General features: G+C 49.1%; 14 protein-coding genes and 1 tRNA gene. 7 read left to right on the top strand and 8 right to left on the bottom strand.

The annotated features are described in order from the left end of the window. Positions 1-59: 59 nt before the first annotated feature. On the top strand, positions 60-2,321 hold the full coding sequence (locus LIO64_RS07325) for a BT4734/BF3469 family protein (protein WP_290548788.1): 2,262 nt from the start codon (positions 60-62) through the stop codon (positions 2,319-2,321). 529 nt (positions 2,322-2,850) lie between these two features. On the opposite strand, the gene LIO64_RS07320 is transcribed toward LIO64_RS07325, so the two are convergent. Then, positions 2,851-3,210: a hypothetical protein gene (locus LIO64_RS07320; RefSeq protein WP_290548787.1), complete on the bottom strand. Its 360-nt coding sequence runs from the start codon at positions 3,208-3,210 to the stop codon at positions 2,851-2,853. Positions 3,211-3,532: 322 nt separating this feature from the next. On the opposite strand from LIO64_RS07320, the gene LIO64_RS07315 reads away from it, so the two are divergent. Both LIO64_RS07315 and LIO64_RS07310 read left to right on the top strand, forming a co-directional pair. Next, positions 3,533-4,147 (top strand): outer membrane beta-barrel protein, encoded by a 615-nt coding sequence (locus LIO64_RS07315; protein WP_290548786.1) that lies wholly within the window; start codon positions 3,533-3,535, stop codon positions 4,145-4,147. Between the two features lie 90 nt (positions 4,148-4,237). Then, positions 4,238-5,224 (top strand): hypothetical protein, encoded by a 987-nt coding sequence (locus tag LIO64_RS07310; RefSeq protein ID WP_290548785.1) that lies wholly within the window; start codon positions 4,238-4,240, stop codon positions 5,222-5,224. A 15-nt stretch (positions 5,225-5,239) separates the two neighbouring features. On the opposite strand, the gene LIO64_RS07305 is transcribed toward LIO64_RS07310, so the two are convergent. From LIO64_RS07305 to LIO64_RS07295, 3 genes are all read right to left on the bottom strand, one after another. Continuing rightward, positions 5,240-5,902, bottom strand: coding sequence for a recombinase family protein (locus tag LIO64_RS07305; RefSeq protein ID WP_290548784.1), 663 nt, complete (start codon positions 5,900-5,902; stop codon positions 5,240-5,242). A gap of 351 nt (positions 5,903-6,253) precedes the next feature. After that, entirely contained in the window at positions 6,254-7,990 is a 1,737-nt protein-coding gene (locus LIO64_RS07300) for a tyrosine-type recombinase/integrase (protein ID WP_290548783.1), read from the bottom strand. A gap of 106 nt (positions 7,991-8,096) precedes the next feature. Beyond that, positions 8,097-8,183: transfer RNA gene (locus LIO64_RS07295), tRNA-Leu, on the bottom strand. Positions 8,184-8,384: 201 nt separating this feature from the next. On the opposite strand from LIO64_RS07295, the gene LIO64_RS07290 reads away from it, so the two are divergent. Further along, positions 8,385-10,184 (top strand): potassium transporter TrkG, encoded by a 1,800-nt coding sequence (locus LIO64_RS07290; protein ID WP_290548782.1) that lies wholly within the window; start codon positions 8,385-8,387, stop codon positions 10,182-10,184. A 139-nt stretch (positions 10,185-10,323) separates the two neighbouring features. Next, positions 10,324-11,661, top strand: coding sequence for an MATE family efflux transporter (locus LIO64_RS07285; protein ID WP_345779573.1), 1,338 nt, complete (start codon positions 10,324-10,326; stop codon positions 11,659-11,661). 419 nt (positions 11,662-12,080) lie between these two features. Here the strand turns inward: LIO64_RS07285 and LIO64_RS07280 are convergent, their stop codons facing one another. The 4 genes from LIO64_RS07280 to rsmA are packed head-to-tail and all read right to left on the bottom strand — an operon-like array spanning position 12,081 to position 15,068. Beyond that, the gene (locus tag LIO64_RS07280) at positions 12,081-12,896 is read right to left on the bottom strand and encodes a hypothetical protein (protein ID WP_290548780.1); all 816 of its coding nucleotides are present in this window, start codon (positions 12,894-12,896) and stop codon (positions 12,081-12,083) included. A gap of 56 nt (positions 12,897-12,952) precedes the next feature. Further along, positions 12,953-13,216: a hypothetical protein gene (locus tag LIO64_RS07275; protein ID WP_290548779.1), complete on the bottom strand. Its 264-nt coding sequence runs from the start codon at positions 13,214-13,216 to the stop codon at positions 12,953-12,955. A gap of 23 nt (positions 13,217-13,239) precedes the next feature. Then, positions 13,240-13,701, bottom strand: a complete 462-nt coding sequence (locus LIO64_RS07270; protein ID WP_290548778.1) for a hypothetical protein — start codon at positions 13,699-13,701, stop codon at positions 13,240-13,242. A gap of 14 nt (positions 13,702-13,715) precedes the next feature. Continuing rightward, positions 13,716-15,068 carry a 16S rRNA (adenine(1518)-N(6)/adenine(1519)-N(6))-dimethyltransferase RsmA gene (rsmA, locus tag LIO64_RS07265; protein ID WP_290548777.1) on the bottom strand — a complete coding sequence of 451 codons (1,353 nt, stop codon included), beginning with the start codon at positions 15,066-15,068 and terminating at the stop codon, positions 13,716-13,718. Positions 15,069-15,391: 323 nt separating this feature from the next. Here rsmA and galE point away from each other — a divergent pair, with 323 nt between their 5' ends. Then, positions 15,392-16,381, top strand: a complete 990-nt coding sequence (gene galE, locus LIO64_RS07260) for a UDP-glucose 4-epimerase GalE (RefSeq protein ID WP_290548776.1) — start codon at positions 15,392-15,394, stop codon at positions 16,379-16,381. 441 nt (positions 16,382-16,822) lie between these two features. After that, positions 16,823-17,524 carry a PEP-CTERM sorting domain-containing protein gene (locus LIO64_RS07255; RefSeq protein WP_290548775.1) on the top strand — a complete coding sequence of 234 codons (702 nt, stop codon included), beginning with the start codon at positions 16,823-16,825 and terminating at the stop codon, positions 17,522-17,524. Positions 17,525-18,677: the final 1,153 nt, after the last annotated feature.

Below are 18,677 nucleotides of genomic sequence, written 5' to 3'. Positions count from 1 at the left end.
GCAGAACGATTGGTCGTCATTTTATATTCAAATGAAAAGAGGCTTAATAGAATCGAATTATGAAGAATATTTATATTCATAAATATTTACACGTAACAGATAAAGTCGGGGAAGAGTTATCACTGGAATCATTTCTTGATTCAATCAAGAATGAAGACTACAAAACTCAAATAGAACTCATCCGCAATGCGGAGGATAAAGCGAAACGGAAACAGTTGAAGTTTGACCTTCCAGCAGTAACAATTGCAGGAACGTTTGAAGGAGGCCGCAAAGACCACAATATTTCATCAAAATCGGGATTCATGGTGCTTGATTTCGACAATGAAGATGGAAAAGAGGCCGATTGGGAGGGACTGAAAAGAAAATCCTCAGGAATGCCTCAAGTTGCCGCTTCTTTCGTTTCTCCTTCTGGTCAAGGTCTTAAGATTATCGTGAAAATTCCTGAGTGGGAGTCAAAAGAGAACTTCACGGCCATTTTTAACGGAGCAAAACAGCTCTTTAAACGGGAATTAGGCATTCCAATAGACGAATCAGGGAAAGACCCCGCGCGCCTTTGCTTCTTTTCTAGTGATGCGAACCTCTATATCTGCCCGGATATTAGCAAGCTTGTTCCCATTGAACCCTATTATAAAGAAACGGAGAAAGCCGTTTCTTCGAAATGTCATAGAAAGCAGAGTAGCGGGGAAAATGAATGGGATTCTCTTTCTGAAAAAGAACGGATATCCGAGAGGGAAAAGACAGTGGGCGAGCTGGAGCAATTGGCCGATATTTTATTGAAAAGGACAGGGCATGCTTATATCGAGAAATATGAGCATTACGAAAAAATTCTTAGGGCCGCTTGGATAATGTGGCAAGGTGAAGGGGTTGAACATCTGAAGAAAACGAAATTTACATGGGATTTCGAACAGAACATTGCTGAGAAAATGAGGTCGTTTGAAAATTCTCATGCTCTCCCACTGGCACTTGTGAAGAGCGTTCGCAAGGAAATAGATGACTGCTTTTGTAAAGAGGCGACAAAAGATTTTTATTTTCTAGGAAAGGTCGGCTACCTACAAGAAAATGGAATCCACTATGTGGACTTGAGGAAGGAGGACGTAGTATTGAAGCTGAGAGAAAGAGGCTTAAGTGATAAACGAGGTTCAAAAGACCTTTCCGAAGTCGAAAAGGCAATACTGTACATTCAGAGCAACAAACTGATTCATGCTGTTTTTGAGGGCTACGCAGGCAAAAAACGTGGTTTTCACATCATTGATTGTAAAAATGTTATTGTCCGCACTCAAGCAAACATCATTGAGGGCAAATCTGGGAGGTGGGATACTATCAATGAACTTATTGATTGCGTGCTGGGCAGTTCAAATAATCCGGAGCAAAAGAAAGTTTTATTGAATTGGCTGAAAATAGCACGGAAACGTTTGATGAACCCAGAAAGCCATTATAAATCTCCTCTCTTATGTTTTGTAGGTCCCACAGGAAGCGGGAAAAGCCTAATCATCAAGCGGCTTCTAATTCCAATCTTGGGCGGAAGAATGGGGAACCCATATAATTGCATGAGTGAGAAAACTCGTTTCAATGGAGATATGCTGGGCAATGAGATTCAGTTGATGGATGATGTGCAGCCAAACATCGATAATAGCACGCGCCGGGGCGTTTCCACAAGATTCAAGGAATTTGAGTATTCTAATGTAGTTCGAATAGAAAAAAAAGGCATTGAAGCTTTTAGCACAAATCCTTTGTGGTTTTTTATCATGGCCCTCAACGAAGACGCAAAATCCATTCAGGCGTTCCCGTTGCTCGGTATTGACATGCGCGATAAGGTTTGCGGTATATTCTGCAATGGAGAAGTGCCGGAAATGGTGCATCAAGACCCGCGGGGATTTGATGAAAAGATAGAGCAAGAATTGCCTGCGTTCATTGATTTTCTGGAGAATGAATACAATATTGAAGATGCGGAAGATAACTCTTCTGTGAAAAGAAACGGCTTTTCCTGCTATATTCATCCTGAGATTGAAGAGCGGTTGGAAGATGTTGGAGATGAAGGTCGGCTACTTAGACACTTGGATTCTTTAGGGTTCAAAGAAGAAATCTCGCTTACTGCACATGATTGGTCAGTTGAGCTACAAAAGCATGAATATCATCAGAAAATGAAATTCTTGTCTTCTCCCAACTATCTGGGGGAAATGTTTTCCAAACTGAGCAAAAGTCATCCTGAGCGCATCAAAAAGGGAAAAAGGGTCAGCAAGGGTTACAAATGGACGTTTATTCCTTGCAAAGGGGATGAGTTGTATGTGAAACAAGTTGAAGGAACTCCCGTTCCCTTTTAATAGAAGCAGGAAAAAGAGGGGGCTGTCTCGCAAAAGTTGAGGCGGCCCCTTTTTTGTTCCAAAAGCATGTAGCTGATTTCGCACTGCATGCCTTCTACATGGCAAAACGCCGACGTTATATACTAATATTTATATAGTTATAAAAATAATGTAGTAGATGTATCTTTTTTGAAGTTGATATAGGAAAATAGTATATAGAAAAAAGAGGGGCGGCGGGGGGCGGCTTTTCTCTGCTAGCTATAATGGACTTGATTTTTGATACATTTACAGCATTGATATAATAACTTATTTATAATAAACTATTTATATATAATGAAGTCAAAAAGCTGCCTACACGTTCAAGAATCAAGTACATCTTATTGGGAAGCTATCCTAAGAAAAAGCCCGTATAGGGACTATGTTTTTCGTTGCTCAGGAATTTGGGAGACTGTGAATTATAATTCGCCTTGTCCCATATCTTTGCAAGCATCTTGAGGGGCTTTTCTTTCAATAGCCCTATAATTTCTTTTCTATGCCTTAAACAAGCTCATTAGAGGGGTGAAGAATCCTCTGGCACGGTCATTTTTGCTATCTCTTCGACAGAGAAGGCGACAAAATCTTCTAAAGGAATTCCTTTTCTGACAGCGGCCTTCATGGCCAGATTTAGGATGCGGTTGCTAATTGGAATAGTAATTAAGGAAGAAATGTCTTTGGAGGAAGCCGGGTCACGCCCCTGGATATAGCGGTTAAGGAGAATCTGGGTTTGGCGTGGTATCCTATTGCGAACAAAGTAATTATCTATGGCGCTTCTTTTCAATCCGAGGGCAGAAGCCAATGTGGCTCGGCTTACGTGATTCTCAGCCATCCAGCGGCCTAACGTAGGAACGTCAATGATATTTGGGTCTTTCATGAAAGAAAAATCCTTCTTTGTGGGGATATTTCAACGCATTTGAGCAATCATGATTGACAAATCGTCAAAGAGTGCATATTTGTGAAAATATGAGCGCAAAAACTATATCAATGAAGGATTCAGAATCAGAAGTTACGACCATTCTCTCTCAACGAGCGTTGAAAGCTTTAGTAATTCTGAGTTTGAGAACTGGACTGAATGTTCAACAGATTGTTGAGGCCTCCGTGGCAAAACAGGCACGAAAAACGCTGGTTAGTTAATTGATTAGTTATTCTAACAAAACCTCGCAAATCATTCCTTTTCAACATTAAACGTAAATACCATGAAGAAAAACATACTCATTGCAGGCATTCTCAGTGCCTTTTCTCTTGCCGCTATATCCCAAGCCGCCGAAAATCCTTGGTCTTATTATTGGCCGAATCAGAAATCGCGGTCTTACAGCCAGTCCTATAATGAAACTACATATGGGATAGGAATCAAAGCCCTCTATGCCTGGGCTTCTCAGGATTGGGAACCCGATATGGGAGGGGTACTTGCTGATTTCCACGAAAATATCAATACAGGAAACGTGATTCATCAGCTCTCAATCACCTCTGGATATATGAAAGGAAGTCATGATTTTGATATTCAAGATACAAGTAGAAAAGTAGTTCCATTACTGGGAGGATATACTTTGCATGTTCCTGTCTGTGACAGTGCTTCCCTCTATTTCGGTGCAAAATATGGAATAGCATGGACGCGACTTGATGAGAAATCCAAAACCAGCACGGCTTATCGTGGGGTAAAACAAAGTATTAGCATGTACACGTTCAATGCGGGATTGGTTTTTAATATTAGTGAAAACGCCAAAATCCAAATAGGCTATGAGCTTTTGGGAATAGGGTCTAATTGTTCCCCTTGGCATGCCATTGAAGCCGGATTTAGCTGGGATTTCTAATCCCTTTTCCTTCATGAATTAACGCAATGCCCCTTTTTTGAAAATGCGTCTCTCAAGTAGATATTGCCAATAAAGAAAGGAAACGAAGTTATGAGTGAAGATGTTGAAAATAATGATTTTTCGGGATTTGTATATTTTATGATTACCTCGTTAGCGTTTGCTACAACAGGGGTGATAGGTAACTTTATAGCAAACCATAACGGCTCCACAGGCGTTATAATATTTGGTTGTATTTTGCTTGGGTTGATTTTAACTCTTACTGTTATTAAATTTAAAGCAGAAGGCTCCAAAAATGCTAATTCAGAAGTACAAAGAAAGAAAACACACACTCTAAAATATGGCATTTTTGCATTTATCGGAGTCTTCATATCGCTGATAATTTGTTATACTAATGCATCAGAGACAGAAGCGAAGAAGTTAAGAGAAGCTGCTGAACAAGAATCCTTTGCTAGATTAGCCGCAGAGAATCAAAGATTAGCCGCGAAGAAGGTTGCAGCTGAGGAAAAACTTGTTGAGCGTAATTCTTCAAGATTAAATGGTGACGGCCACACTTGGAATAGTGCTTCTCCTGAAGAAAAAACCGAAATCGCAAAAGCCTTAGAAGTGGTCTATCGAAACTTGTACTCGGATAATGAACAGACTCCAAGTTACACGGAGTATTACAAGCTATGTGATAAAGAGTATAAAACGACGGACGAAAATCGGCTTAACAAAAAAATAAAGGATATTGTATTTATCTACATAAATGGTACAGGCACAGATGGTAATGGTTATATTTGGAATAACTATTCTTATAAAGAGAAAATAGCAATCGCAAAGAGGTTTCACGTAGATTTGAAAGAAAATTTAGAGTGGCGAGGATTAACTCCTATGACCTCTAAGGATTATTATAATATATTAGAGGAAAAGTATAAGACGACAGACAAAAATACTCTTAGAAGAAAAATGTTGAACGTTATATGGTCACGTATAATAGCGATAGAGCAAGAAAAAAGAAGACGTGATGCAGAAAGAAGAGAAAGGAACAGACGTGATGCGGAGATATTCGAAAAAACCTATGGACACTATTACAGGTAATAACAGTCATGATAATTATCCTCTACTCCTTTCCCGTTTTTCGTGCTGAAGAGAAAGAGTTTTTCGAATTTTCATAACGGTAAAGTTACTTACCTCATGAATTTTCATGACTTTCCGAACAGAAATTCCATCTTTTAGGTCTTTTATGACTTTCGCATATTTGGATAGGAAAGCCTCTTGAGACTCGTGACTCCCTTTTGGGCGGCCACAGTGGACTCCCTTTGCTTTTGCGGCCTGTATGCCCGAATTAATGCGCTCCAGCATGGTTTCCCGTTCTGTCTCGGCCAAATCAGATAGAATTACAAACACTAGGCTTGCGGCTGGATTCCTTTTCCCGTTTTCGAGAAGTGTTTCCATGTTCTGATTTTGCCAGTAAAGAGAAACCTGTCTCTTTTCCAGTTCTTTGACCACAGAAATTGCTTGATAAGTATTTCGTCCTAGACGAGAAATTTCCGTAACGAGAACTTTTTTGATTTTCCCTTCTTTGGCTAGGGCTAATAGTCTCTGAACGCCTTTTCTCTCTTCCGATTTTGTAGCCCCAGAAATCTTCTCTTCGATAATCTCCACTATCTGCCAATCCCGTTCTTCGGCAACTTTGCTCAAATCTCTAATCTGGCGTTCATTATTTTGCCCGTTGGTCGAAACTCGAACGAAAAGAGCTACAGGAATTTTCTTCATAAGAATTTATATATAGTAATAGTACTGAAAAAAGCAATAGGTAAAAACAGTACAATAAAAAATCGTTTTCTGCCGCCTCAATCGCCTATTTTTCATTCTCCAAACAGTAATTTTTTCTCCCGACCTTTTTTCAGTACATTCCAATAGGGAAAGCTGAAAGACTTTTCTCTCATATATTCTGTTCTCCCTTCACTGAAGAGTAGAAAGTGAATGTCAGGCGCTTGAAAAAGAAGCAAGCCATTAGGGAAATTTCAAATGGAGGGTTGCTCATTCAGCACTATCTATAAAGTCAAGAATTTGCTAAAAAAGATTAAAACTACTCCGGATATTCTCTAAAAATCTCATCGCGAGTCAGTTCTCGTCCGTACTTCTCTCTGAGCTCCTGATAAATATCTCGCCTCTTCCGCGCTCATTTTTCATAGACTCTGCATCAAAATGTATTGGATTAAATTTCCCCTCTTCTAGTTCTTTTATGATTTTCCTTACTTCTTTTCTCTCCTCTTTTGAGGCGAGAATCGTAGATTTTGAGTACATTACATCATCTTCATCTATCCATGTTTTTCCGTCTCCCAAAGTATCAATTTTCTTAAGTATCTCCTGCTCTTTTTGCTTGCTAATCCGGGACTGTTCTAATATCTCCTCGGCTATTTGCTCATTGCTTTTCCCCGAAACACCAGAGGAAACACCCTTCGTTGTAGGAAGCATTGTTTCGTCATAGTTGTTCGGATTTTCAAGCATATCCATAAAAGGCTCGTAGTCTTCTCCATTTTGCATGTGTTCAATCAGAGCATCTTTCTTTTTTTCATCTTCTTCATCCAATAATGCCACGACTGCTTCTTTTTCTTTTTTCCTAATTTCTTCTTTGGCTGCAAATTCTATTCCTTCTATTTCGGAGAAAGGAGTTAAATTCCAATAAGCCATAGCTTCTTCATAAGTAATAGCCCGCATGTAATGTTTTTTCTGCATGCTAACAGTATGCCCCATTTGGCGTGCTACGGCATCATAGTTGTTATTTATCGCTACCAAATATGTTGCACAAGAATGCCTCAGGCCATTTTTAATAACTCTTATCCCCTTAACTGCATTCCTAAAACTATCAGAAAAAGCATCCTGTTTGCCCTGTTCGCTCGTAGAAGTAGTTTTAAATATTTTCCCTTGTCTCTCTTGAGAAGGAATGATTTCAAGCCATTTAATCAGCGTCTCATTCATAAAAACTTGCCTACTTCCTGTTTTTGAATCAGTCACAACAAAAGACTTTTTTTCTACAGAAGACCTCAGAGCTTTATTAATAACGTTCCAATCCAACACAAGAGCTTCGCTTTGACGCAATCCGGCAAAAAAACATAAGACAGCAGTAGCGTAACACCGATGCATAGCCTTTTCTTTATGAGGGCGTAAAATATCCAATATTTTCTGTACTTCTTCGATGGTATAAAAATCTTTTTCAGGAACTCCCTTCGGTAGAAATTCCAATTTTTCAATTGTAGATAGGTCACAGTAGGAAAAAAGACGCTTCACATCTGAAAGATAATCGTTGCGCACTTTAGCAGTTAAGATTTTTTGCGAAAGGCTAGACAGGCTATCCCTCCATTCCCTGACTTCATTCAGCGTTAGTGAAAACATTTGCCTCCCAGAAAAATCAACACTAAATCTATTTAGATGGCGTTTCATACTTTTCTGATATATCTCTGACCTAGATATTCCTTGATTTTTCTTTTTCCATTCCACCACAAAATGTTCTACTGCCTGTTCAACAGTCCATTTTGACCTATTCGAAAATGACTTACGGATTCCGTCTTTTATCAAGTCGGCAAGGGGGAGCGAAGGGTCGCTATGTTGATATTGTTGTATAGCCGCTTTCTCTTCTTTCGATAATATTTTCCCCAATGACAATCCGGAGTCTTCAACCTCCTTCACCAATCTCGAGGCAATTTTTTCTGCCTCTGCACGGGTAGAAGAAGAAATATAAACTCTCCGTACCTTCCCGTCGCTACCTTGTTGTGAATACCAAATTCTATAAGGCGCTCTTTTTTGTCCTGTCAGAGTAATATATATTTTATGGGGGTACTCTGCTATCACCTTTTTCATACCCTCAACGTAGAAGAATTGGTCTAAAAATCAATTCTGTTTAGTGTGACCAAAGTGTGAGCAGAAACAAGAAGCCTCCGTAAGTTACTAACTTACAGAGGCTATTTGGTGCGCCCGAAAGGACTCGAACCTTCACGGGGGAACCCCCACTAGAACCTGAATCTAGCGCGTCTACCAATTCCGCCACGAGCGCACATGGTTTGGTAAGAACGGGGCTTATTATGCACAGAGGCGGCGGATTGGCAACTTTTTTCCTTCACATGAAAGAAAATATTTTCCCGGGCCTTCCGCCGCCCGTCATCCGGAACCGCACGGAAACGATATAAGGGCTTCTCAAATACTTCCGTATGCAGTAGTCTCCCCTCAGCATCAGAGGCACCACCATTGCAGGCTTGTGAATGAGACGAGTGAAAAACCGCTATTGAACCGCTTTGAGGTCATGGAAATGGGATTCGGCCTGTGCACGCTGGCCGCCCTGATGTGGCTGCTGTGGTGGAACGGCTTTGGCGAGATTCATGAAGACCAGCTTTCCCTGCGCTATTTCCGGGAAATCCTCTCCCTGCTGGTGCTCGGACAGCTCACCGGCGTCATCGGCATCCTGCGGGAAAAATGGCTTACCAAATCCATCCGGAACCCGCGGTGGATGGAATTGGGGCTGGGCCTCGTGATCCTGGTCATGCTAGCGGGGAATTTTTTCAATTCCTCCTTTATTTCCAGGATAGAGCTTCAAAACATTTTCCGCGCCCTGTGCCTCTGCTACGGCGCGGCGCCCCTGCTGAACCTCAAGGAGTACTTTTTCCGCATAGCCCGCAGGAACCGGGGTTTTCACCTGCCGCGCATGCGCCCCGCCATGCTCTTCCTGCTTACGCTGATTGCCTTCATCACACTGGGGGGAACCCTCCTCATGTCGCCGGGAGCCACCAAGGAAGGCATCTCCCTTTCCCCCACGGACGCCTATTTCATCAGCACCAGCGCCGTCTGCGTCACGGGGCTGGTGCCCTTGAATGTCCATGAGCATTTCACCAATTACGGACAGACCATCCTGCTGGTACTTTTCCAGGTGGGGGCCTTCGGCATCATGACGTTCACCTACTTCGTTTCCCTGATGGTGGGCCAGGGCCTGAGCCTGCGCTCCAAGGTCACCATCAGCACCCTGCTGGACGAGGAGGGGATCGCTCAGGTGGACCGGTTCATTAAAAACATCATCGCCGTCACGTTCGGGGTGGAGGCTCTGGGGGCCATCGGCCTTTATTTTTCCTGGAGGAACGTGCCGGGCCTGGAGGGAGACACGCTCTGGTGGTACGCCGTGTTCCATTCCGTCTCCGGCTTCTGCAATGCGGGGTTCAGCCTGTTTGCGGACAACCTGGCCACGCCGGACGTGGCCTACAATATGGGCGGGCAGATTACCATCATGGTGATGGTGCTCTGCGGCAGCCTGGGATTCGCCATGTATCTGGAAATCGTCCGCCGGGCCAGGGTGGCCCTGGGCTGGGACGACCGGAATACCGTCAGCCGCCACTGGTCCACCTACAGCTGGCTGGTCGTGCGCATGACCGCCGCGCTGGTGCTGGGCGGAGGATTGATCCTCTTCCTGATCAAGGCGATTGACGGCAGCCTGTTCACCTCAGCCGATCCCTGGTACTGGATTCTGTGGGAAAGCCTGTTCAACGCCACGGCGCGCACCGCCGGCTTCAATATTTCAGACATGGCGCTCAACAGCATCCCGTACGCCCTGTTCCTGGGGGCGCTCATGTTCATCGGCGGCAATCCCGGTTCCACCACGGGGGGCGTCCATACCACCGCATTCGCCGTTTCCTGCGGGGAAGTGGCGCGCATTTTGCAGGGCAAGCAGGACGTGGTGATGCACAAGCGCCGGATTGCCCGCAGCGTGGTGGAGCGCGCCGTCATCACCGTCATCCTGGCCGGAGCCTGGGTGGGCATGATGACCACGGTCATGTGCTTTGCGGAGCCGGACCTAAGCCTGGAACGCCTGTTTTTTGAGGTGGTCAGCTCCTTTGCCACCGTCGGTTTTTCCTGGAACGTCACGCCGGAACTCAGTGATGCGGGCAAATGGATCATCGTATTCAACATGATCGTGGGCCGCGTAGGCATGGTGGCCTTCGTCCTGGCCTTCATGAAACAGCCCACCAAATCTCCGCTGCGGTATCCGGAAACCAGGCTGCCCCTCAGCTGAGCGGCGTTCCTGCCCCCGTTTTTCATGACATACATGAAAAACAAACGCATTTCTTTCTTGCATGAAAACGGTTTGCGTCAAAAATGCCGGACCTTTAGCGCCTGCTTCCGGCACATGAAGCCCGCAGGACGCCTTTGCTATGAATAGTCCTTCCTCTATTTCCTATCAAAAGATATGGCTCATGTCCTATCCCCTGATGATCAGCCTGATCATTGAGCACCTGATCGGCCTGACGGACGCCGTTTTTCTGGGACGCGTGGGGGATGTGGCGCTGGGAGCGTGCGCCCTGGGCGGCGTGTATTACATGGCCATGTTCATGCTGGCCTTCGGCTTCGGGTTCGGGGCGCAGATCATTATCGCACGCCGCAACGGGGAGCGGCGGTACAACCGCATCGCCCCCACCATGGTCCAGGGCTGTTATTTCATGCTGGTCCTGGCGGTGGCGCTTTTTACCGCATCCCAATACTTTTCCCCCATCATCCTGCGGGATATCATTGAATCCCCCCAGGTGTACAACGCTACGGTGGATTACCTGCACTGGCGCACCTACGGCGTTTTTTTCTCCTTCCTCTGCGTGATGTTCCGCGCCTATTACGTGGGGATTACCCAGACAAAGATCCTCACGGTCAATTCCATCGTGATGCTTCTGAGCAACGTGGTGCTGAATTACTGCCTCATCTTCGGGAAAGGCGGCTTTCCCGCCATGGGCATTGCCGGAGCGGCAATTGCCTCCAGTGTGTCGGAGGCCGTATCTCTCCTCTTTTTCATCATTTACACGGGCACGACGGCGGATAAAAGGAAGTACGGCTTCCGCCGGGCGTTCACGTTCCGCCCCCATTTGCTGAAAGGCATGCTGTCCATTTCCGGCTGGACCATGGTGCAGTCCTTCATTTCCGTCTCCATCTGGTTCATCTTTTTCCTGGCGATTGAGCATCTGGGAGAACGCCCCCTGGCCGTCACCAACATCGTACGCAACATTTCCGCCATGCTCATTATGGTGATCAGCGCCTTCGGCACCACGGCGGGAGCCCTCATCAGCAACCAGATCGGCGCCGGGGAACAGCGCTACCTGTTTAAGACCTGCGGCATGACGCTCAACCTGACGTACGCCATCCTGATTCCCCTGCTGATCCTCCTGTGCATATTCCCGGAACCCGTTCTGAGAATTTTCACGGATAACCCGTCCCTGATTGCCGCCAGTGTCAATTCCGTGTACGTGATGGCCTCCTCCACCCTGATCATAGCCCCGGCGTTTATTCTGTTTAACGCCGTATCCGGCACGGGAAATACAAAGGCAGGCTTCATCATGGAGATGATTTCCCTAGCCGTTTACTCCGCCGCCATTTATTACGGCGTCATCAGGCTCAAGCCGGATGTGGCTGTCTGCTGGTTCTCCGAACACATTTACGGGGCGGTCCTGATCGCCCTGGCGTGGTGGTACCTTAAAAGTGGAAGATGGCGAGGTAAAAGGGTTTAAGCGGGAACATGGGAGGAAAGTTGCCAAAAAACGGCCTGCTTCCGTTCCCTTTTCTCCACCGGAAAAGATGGCTGCATCCATCCCAGGAACATCCCCTCATGAAAGCGCCAGGAAGCGAATGGCCCTTGTCCGTTCAAGCCGTACGGACGGGCCCCAAACTATATCCTCTCCCCTATGCCGGGCCAAAGATAGCCCGGCCATCAACTAACGCCGGGGGAACGGCCTGGGCCTTGCAACTTCAGGAAGACCGTGAACCTTGGAGCAAGCCCCTTTCATCCCGTAAATCAGAGGCAAACAAGTCCGGCATGATGGAGAAACCCCGCCGCACCGGAAAGTGTCTCCTCCCTTCATGACCTTTTTAAAGGGCACTAAAAAGCCCTGCGGCAGATACCGCAGGGCAAAAACGGGGCAAGCCGGAATTATTCTTCGCCAGAGTCCTCTTCGGAATCACGTTCCTCTTCCGGGGAGGCCGCTTTTTCCTGCTGGTGGGAAATAGCCTTCTGGGCCTTGCGGCGGCATTCTTCCATCATGAAGAATTCCGCGCAGCGGAAGGCGCGGCGGGCGGCTTCACGGGCCGTTTGGTCGTCCATCAGGGCAAGCCCTTCCTCAGACACTTCCGCCAGGAACATCTTCCATGCGCGGGCGGCCACTTTCTTGCCGTCCAGCTGCTTGTAGGAAACGGAATCCTGCATGGGCTGACGGTCGTCGGAACCGCTGCCCTTTTTATTGCGGCGGCGGCGCTTGCGCTTGTTGAAGGAAACTTCAGAAGCCCCTCCCACGGTTTCAGGCTGGGCAAAGACATCTCCGCCATGCTGTTCATGGCGTTCCTGCTGTTCCGGATTACGGTTGGGGCGGAATGATTCGCGCTTGACCTTGACCGGAGCGGGAGCCTGGGGCTTTGGGGAAGACTCGGGAGCGGGAGTCTTTTCAACGGGAGCGGCAGGAGCCGCAGTCACGGAAGGAGCAGCCTGTTCAGCTGCGGGGGCCTTCTTGTCAGCCGCCTTTTTGGCGGTTTTCGCGGTCTTTGTCCTGCCCGTAGTCTTCGTAGCGGACTTGACCGTTTTGATTTTGGTTGTGGGCGCTTCTACGGGAGCGGCGTCAGCAGCGGGCTTCTTTTCGCCCTCGGCGGCTTTCTTGGTCGTAGACGCCGTCTTTTTGGCAGCCGTCCTGCGGACAGCTGTTTTTTTGGCTGCGGATGCTTCCGGAGCACCTGTTTCTAATGGTTTTTTTGCCATAAAATTTCAAGTGAAAGAAAGGAGTATGAATCAATTCCGGGGATTGTCGAGATTTATCACGGAGCCTCATCCGGGAGGGCGGGCAAATCCTTTAAAAGCGCTTTGTATCTTCCCGAATCAAAGGGACGGCCGCTCACCACCATCTCGTTAATGGTGATTGCCAGAGCCTGCGCCATCAGTTCCAGAGCTTCCTGTTCTTCCAGCTTTTCCCGTCCCGTCAAGCGCTCCAGGCAGGCCTTGACATAGGCCGTATCCGGCGCCTCCAGCTGCTCCCGCACGGCGGGCACCAGCGTTTCAATCATGTCATCCGGTATTTCCATGAGACCTTTTCCCGCTGTTCTTCTTACATGCCGCCCATGCGGCTGCGGATAACGGATTGCAGTTCCGTTTCAAATTCCCTCAGGTCCTCCGCCGTGGGTTCTCCAAGCGTCGCGTCCCAGTTGATGCGGCCCGTGCGGTCGATGTCCCATACACCCTGTGCGCCGCTCTTGAACAGAACTTTGCCGGCCATCAGGGCATGGGGAGGCGTCACCTCATCCACGCTTACCTGGGTTTTGCCCAGCAGGGGGGAGGGGGCGGCCGTCGCTCCGGGCAGTTCTTCCGTCCGTTCAGCCTGAGGAGCCGGTTCCGGCTGCCTGAGACGGATCTCCAGATCCTGAAGCAGGAACCTGGTGTCCATGAACGTCAGCTTGATGCCCAGGTCTTCATGCAGTTTTTTCTGAATGGCGTTTAAATCAAGCCCTTCTTCCGCCCAGTCCCGGATGGACTGGACCTGCTCCGGAGATAATTGATCAGGGGTAATCATGATATGTATTTGAGTTAGAATGATGCTTTTTTGTTCGCGGCCAGCCATGCATTCCAGCACGGGATGAACGCGGGAGAGAAGTCCTGCGGGCGGCGCTCCACCCATGCCTGGATTTGTTCCGGCGTAAACCACTGCACACTGTCCACTTCCGCTGCGGGAAAACGGACTTTCCCGGAATAACGCCCTTCATAAAGGGCGATGAACTCCCAGCCGTTATTTTCACCAGCGTCAAAATCCGCAATCTTCCGCAGTTCGCAGCCGGAGACGCCCAGTTCCTCCTTCAACTCCCGCGCCGCGGCGCCTTCATAGTCTTCCCCGGCATCCAGATGCCCGGCGGCGGAAGAATCCCATTTGCCCGGCTGCCTGTCCTTCCACAGGGACCTTTTCTGGAGAAGCACGGCTCCATGCTTGTTCACCAGGAACATGTGCACGGCCCGGTGGAGAAGATTCCCTTCATGAATCTCCCGGCGCGTCCCCTGTCCCGTCATCTGGTTGAGTTCGTCCACCACGTCAAACAATTCATCCCCGCTCTGCGCCACGTCTTTAAGAGGATTGGAGTCATAAGCCCGCGCCAGCTGCACCCACTGGGACAAATTCAATTCCTCAGCCCTTGCGGAAGGGGAAATCCCCAGGGAAGCGGCCACTTCCTCCCATGGAGGGGAGGCCGGAAGCTGTTTTTTCAACTGCTTGCGCCGCAGGGAAAAAGCCTTGCGCATCAGCTCGTCCATCAACCGGTCGTCGTACGGAGGCAGATCGCGGACGGGGCGGGGCGTGAGCAGCATCACGGTGGAATCAATCCTGGGGCGGGGATGGAACGCTTCCGGAGGAATAGTCTTGAGAGCGCGGGGAATCCAGTTCTTCTGAATGCGGAGGGACAGCAGCCCGAAGGCGTCGTCATCCGGAGTCGCCAGAATGCGGTCGATAAACTCCTTCTGGAGCATCACCACGGCCCGTTCCACGGCGCTGGGACGGGACAGGAAGTTCTGAAGAATGGCTCCGCCCGCGGAATAGGGAAGATTGCCCAGAAACTTGACGGGAGCCTCCGCAAACAATCCCCGCGGATCCCAGGAAGCGCCGTCCGCATGGTAAACCTCCACATGGGGATCCCCGGCCCAGCGGTTTTTCTGGTATTCCGCCAGGCGGGAGTCGAATTCCACCAGAATCAATTTGCGGCAAAGGGGCGCGGCATGCTCCGTCAGGGCGCCGGTTCCGGGCCCCACTTCCACCACGCAGTCCTGCGGCTGAATCTCAAGCTGGTCCACAATCCAGCGCGCCACATTTTCATCCGTCAGAAAATTCTGGCCCAGGGATTTGCTGGGGCGCACCTCGTGATCTTCCAGAACATTCCTGATCTCGGACGGTTTCATAAGCCGATGTTCTCAAAAATGCACATCGGGAGCCAGTAAAAAGCGGGGCAGTTTCCGGCATGAAAACGGAGCGCCGGGCAGAGGTTCATTACCCCCGCCCACCTGGAACGGGTTCCTTTCCATCCCATGGGTCCGGCATCCTCCGGAAGCGCGGCGGCGGACATATCACAAATTGACAAAAAGGAGAAAACATGGCACTTTTACAGGCGTCTGGAACAGTACACCGCCTGTCGTGAACCGGAAGATTCCACGGGCCTTTGGAACGTGCAGACGCCCTTGCCGGTGAAAAGGTTGAACCGGCACAACAGCAATTTGATAAGATCATGAAAGTACTTGTAACCGGCGGCGCCGGATATATTGGTTCCCATACGGTGCGCCAGCTCGTCAAAATCGGCGCTGACGTGACCGTGCTGGACAACATGGTGTACGGCCATATCGGGGCTCTTGTGGACCCGGAAGTAAAACTGGTCAAGGGAGACCTGGGAGACGCTTCCGTGGTGTATCCGCTCCTGATGCAGGGCAACTTTGACGCCGTGATCCACTTTGCCGCTTTTATCAACGTGGGTGAATCCGTCCAGAATCCCCTCAAGTACTACATGAACAACATCGCCCGGCCGCTCGTCCTTCTGGGCGCCATGCAGGCCGCCGGCGTCAAGCGGTTCGTTTTCTCCTCCACCTGCGCCACCTATGGCGTCCCCACCCAGATTCCGATCCCGGAAACGGAAAAGCAGGATCCCATCAATCCGTACGGCAGCTCCAAATACATGCTGGAAAAAGTCTGCAAGGACTGTGACCGGGCCTGGGGACTCAAGAGCGTTTTCCTGCGCTATTTCAATGCTTCCGGCTGCAGTGAAGACGGCCTGATCGGCGAAGACCACGAACCGGAAACCCACCTCATTCCCAACATCCTGCTCACGCTGACCGGGGAAAAAGAATACATTGAAGTCTTCGGCACGGATTACGACACGCCGGACGGCACCTGCATCCGTGACTACATCCACGTCAACGACCTGGCGGACGCCCACCTGAAGGCGGTGGATTACCTGATGAAAGGCGGCTCCACGGAATGCTTCAACCTGGGAACAGGCCTGGGGCTTTCCGTCCGTGAAATCCTGGAAACTGCTGAAAAAGTCACCGGCAAAAAAATCCCCGTCCGTTACGGGCCGCGCCGTGAAGGCGACCCGCCCCGCCTGATTGCCAATCCGAAGAAAGCCAGGGAAATCCTCGGCTGGGAAGCCCAGTGCAAAGATGCGGGAGCCATTGTGGAAACCGCGTGGAAGTGGATGACCGGCCCGCGCCATGGCCATTATTGATTCCCCTTCCCTCCAAAACGGGAACCGTTCCCTTCGGGCCTGAACGCGCTGATGATACGCGCCGCAGGGGCTGATTCTCCGGGCATCCTCCCTTGCTTGATTTCTCAAGCCGTCCTTTGGGTTAAGACCAGAGGGCGGCTTTTGTTTTTTGTTTGGAAAACTTGACTGTTAAACCTTTTCCAGCAATCCTTTAGTGCAAGAGAAAAGATGCGGAACGGATTACTAATCCGGAGTCAACAATAAATAACCAAAAAGAAATATTTAGATAAAAACCCGCAGGGGGGGTATTTGGGGGAAGCTATTCTCTTCCCGGGAAATTAAATATAACACAACACGCTGACTATCTATTGTTTATAAAATAACTAAAATCCATCAAATTTCTTTCCGGATTAGTAATCCGCTAAGGAGTAAGAGTCACTTCCATTCAACACTTCCTTAGTTATGAAGAAAACACTAATACTCCTTGTCTCCCTGGCTTTCTGCTCGCTGTCCGCCCAGGGTGCCACCACCTTGTGGACGACTACCTTCGGAAACGCGAATCAATCCGACGCGACGCAGGTAACGCTCACCAACACAGGGGCGATGTCCAATATCACGGGATCCGTTACTTCCCTGACGAAGAAGCTGCACAGCAGTGAAACTTCGCAATCTTGTGATTTGATGGCAAGCGGTGATCCCTTTGGGTCAAGCGCGGAAGTGTTCGTCCCTAACGTCAACCGAACGCAGGGATCATGGACCGCTGGCATGAGCTTTACCAATAACGGTTCCCAAGCGTGTTCCATCGCTTCCGTTACAATAACCATGGTTGCTTCTTCCTCGACAGGCCAGGTGCAACAGGACAGAAAAGACTTTGCTTTGACGCTGACGATCGGCGGACAGACGGTGACGGCTACTCCTATGATTACGGGAAACTCCTCAAACGGACAGGAGGTGACGCTGAACTTTAGCCAGCCGGTAAAACTGGAAACCGGAAAACAATTGGATGTTTCCGTTCTCGTCGATAAGGCTACCCAGACAGACGGTTCTTTCTCCGGCATCAAGTCCATGGTATTCCAGGGGGACCTGATGGTTCCTGAACCGGCTACGGCGTCCCTGGGGCTGCTGGGCCTGGCCGCGCTGATGATGCGCCGCCGCAGGGCGTGACTTTCCGGACTTCCTCTCTTGTTTGATTTCTCAAGCCGCTCTTTGGGGTCAGCCCAAAGGGCGGCTTTTGCGTTCTGTTCGAAAAACTTAATTGTTACTCCCTTTCCGGCAAGCAGTTAGTAAAAGAGCAAAGATACGGACCGGAATTACCAATCCGGAGTCAAGCTTGAACATCTGAAAGAAAAATGTTTCCGGGAATTTTCCCTTGCCCATCTTCCGTGCCCCGTTAACTTCCGCTCCGGAAGCAAATGGGCCCTCCGGCTCCTGGGAGCGGAAGGCTTCAGCCTTTCGCGGTTGAAAACTTTTCTGGAGCCCGGAGGAAGCTTTCATTTAATAGCTTCACCTCGTTCCGCCCAAGTATTCATTAGGGCCGGGAGGCCCTAACTCCCAGGCAGGTACCCCTGTAAAACGGACGGTGGAAATGTTTGCTCCCAGAGGATGCGCGCCTCCGGCGTCTGAGAGCGGACTGCTCCCGCTTTTCGCGGTCAAAAACCTTCTGGAGCACGACGGGAGCTTTCGTTTAATAGTTTCACCTCATTCCGTCCAAGTATTCATTAGGGCCGGGAGGCCCTAACTCCCAGGCAGGTAGCCTGTAAAACGGACAGTGGAAATGTTTGCTCCCAGAGGATGCGCGCCTCCGGCGTCTGGGAACGGAAGGCTCCCGCCTTTCGCGGCCAAAAACCTTCTGGAGCGCAGCGGAAGCTCTTATATCCGGAACTTCTCCGGCTTTTCCCTCCCCACCCCCTATAGAAAAACGGACTCCTCCCTCCCTGCATCCCCTACCTGCCCGCCGAACCGTCACGCTAAAAAATCTTCTTCATCCGCGTACCCGTCCAAAAGTCCATCATACTCCGAACACCAAACAGGCCCGGGTATCTTCAATTCAACACAGAACAACCGTCAAAAATACATAAAACACTTACAATCCATCATCCTATTATCAACATCTGGTCATTATGCAGGCCGCCGGAACAATACCCCCTTTGCGCTCGTTCCAACCGGAAAAAACATTATATTATTTTCAGGAACCTCCCTTATTGCATGAGCCTGCACATTGAAAGTACAGAAGACGCCCTTACGGAACTGAAAAAACAGCGTGTCAAAACGCTGGTTTCCGCCGTTTCCGTCTCTTTCCTGGGCGTTGCCCTCATGG

This window comes from Akkermansia sp. (assembly GCF_020860705.1).
Taxonomy (GTDB): domain Bacteria; phylum Verrucomicrobiota; class Verrucomicrobiia; order Verrucomicrobiales; family Akkermansiaceae; genus Akkermansia.
This window is presented reverse-complemented; position numbering and strand designations above follow the sequence as displayed.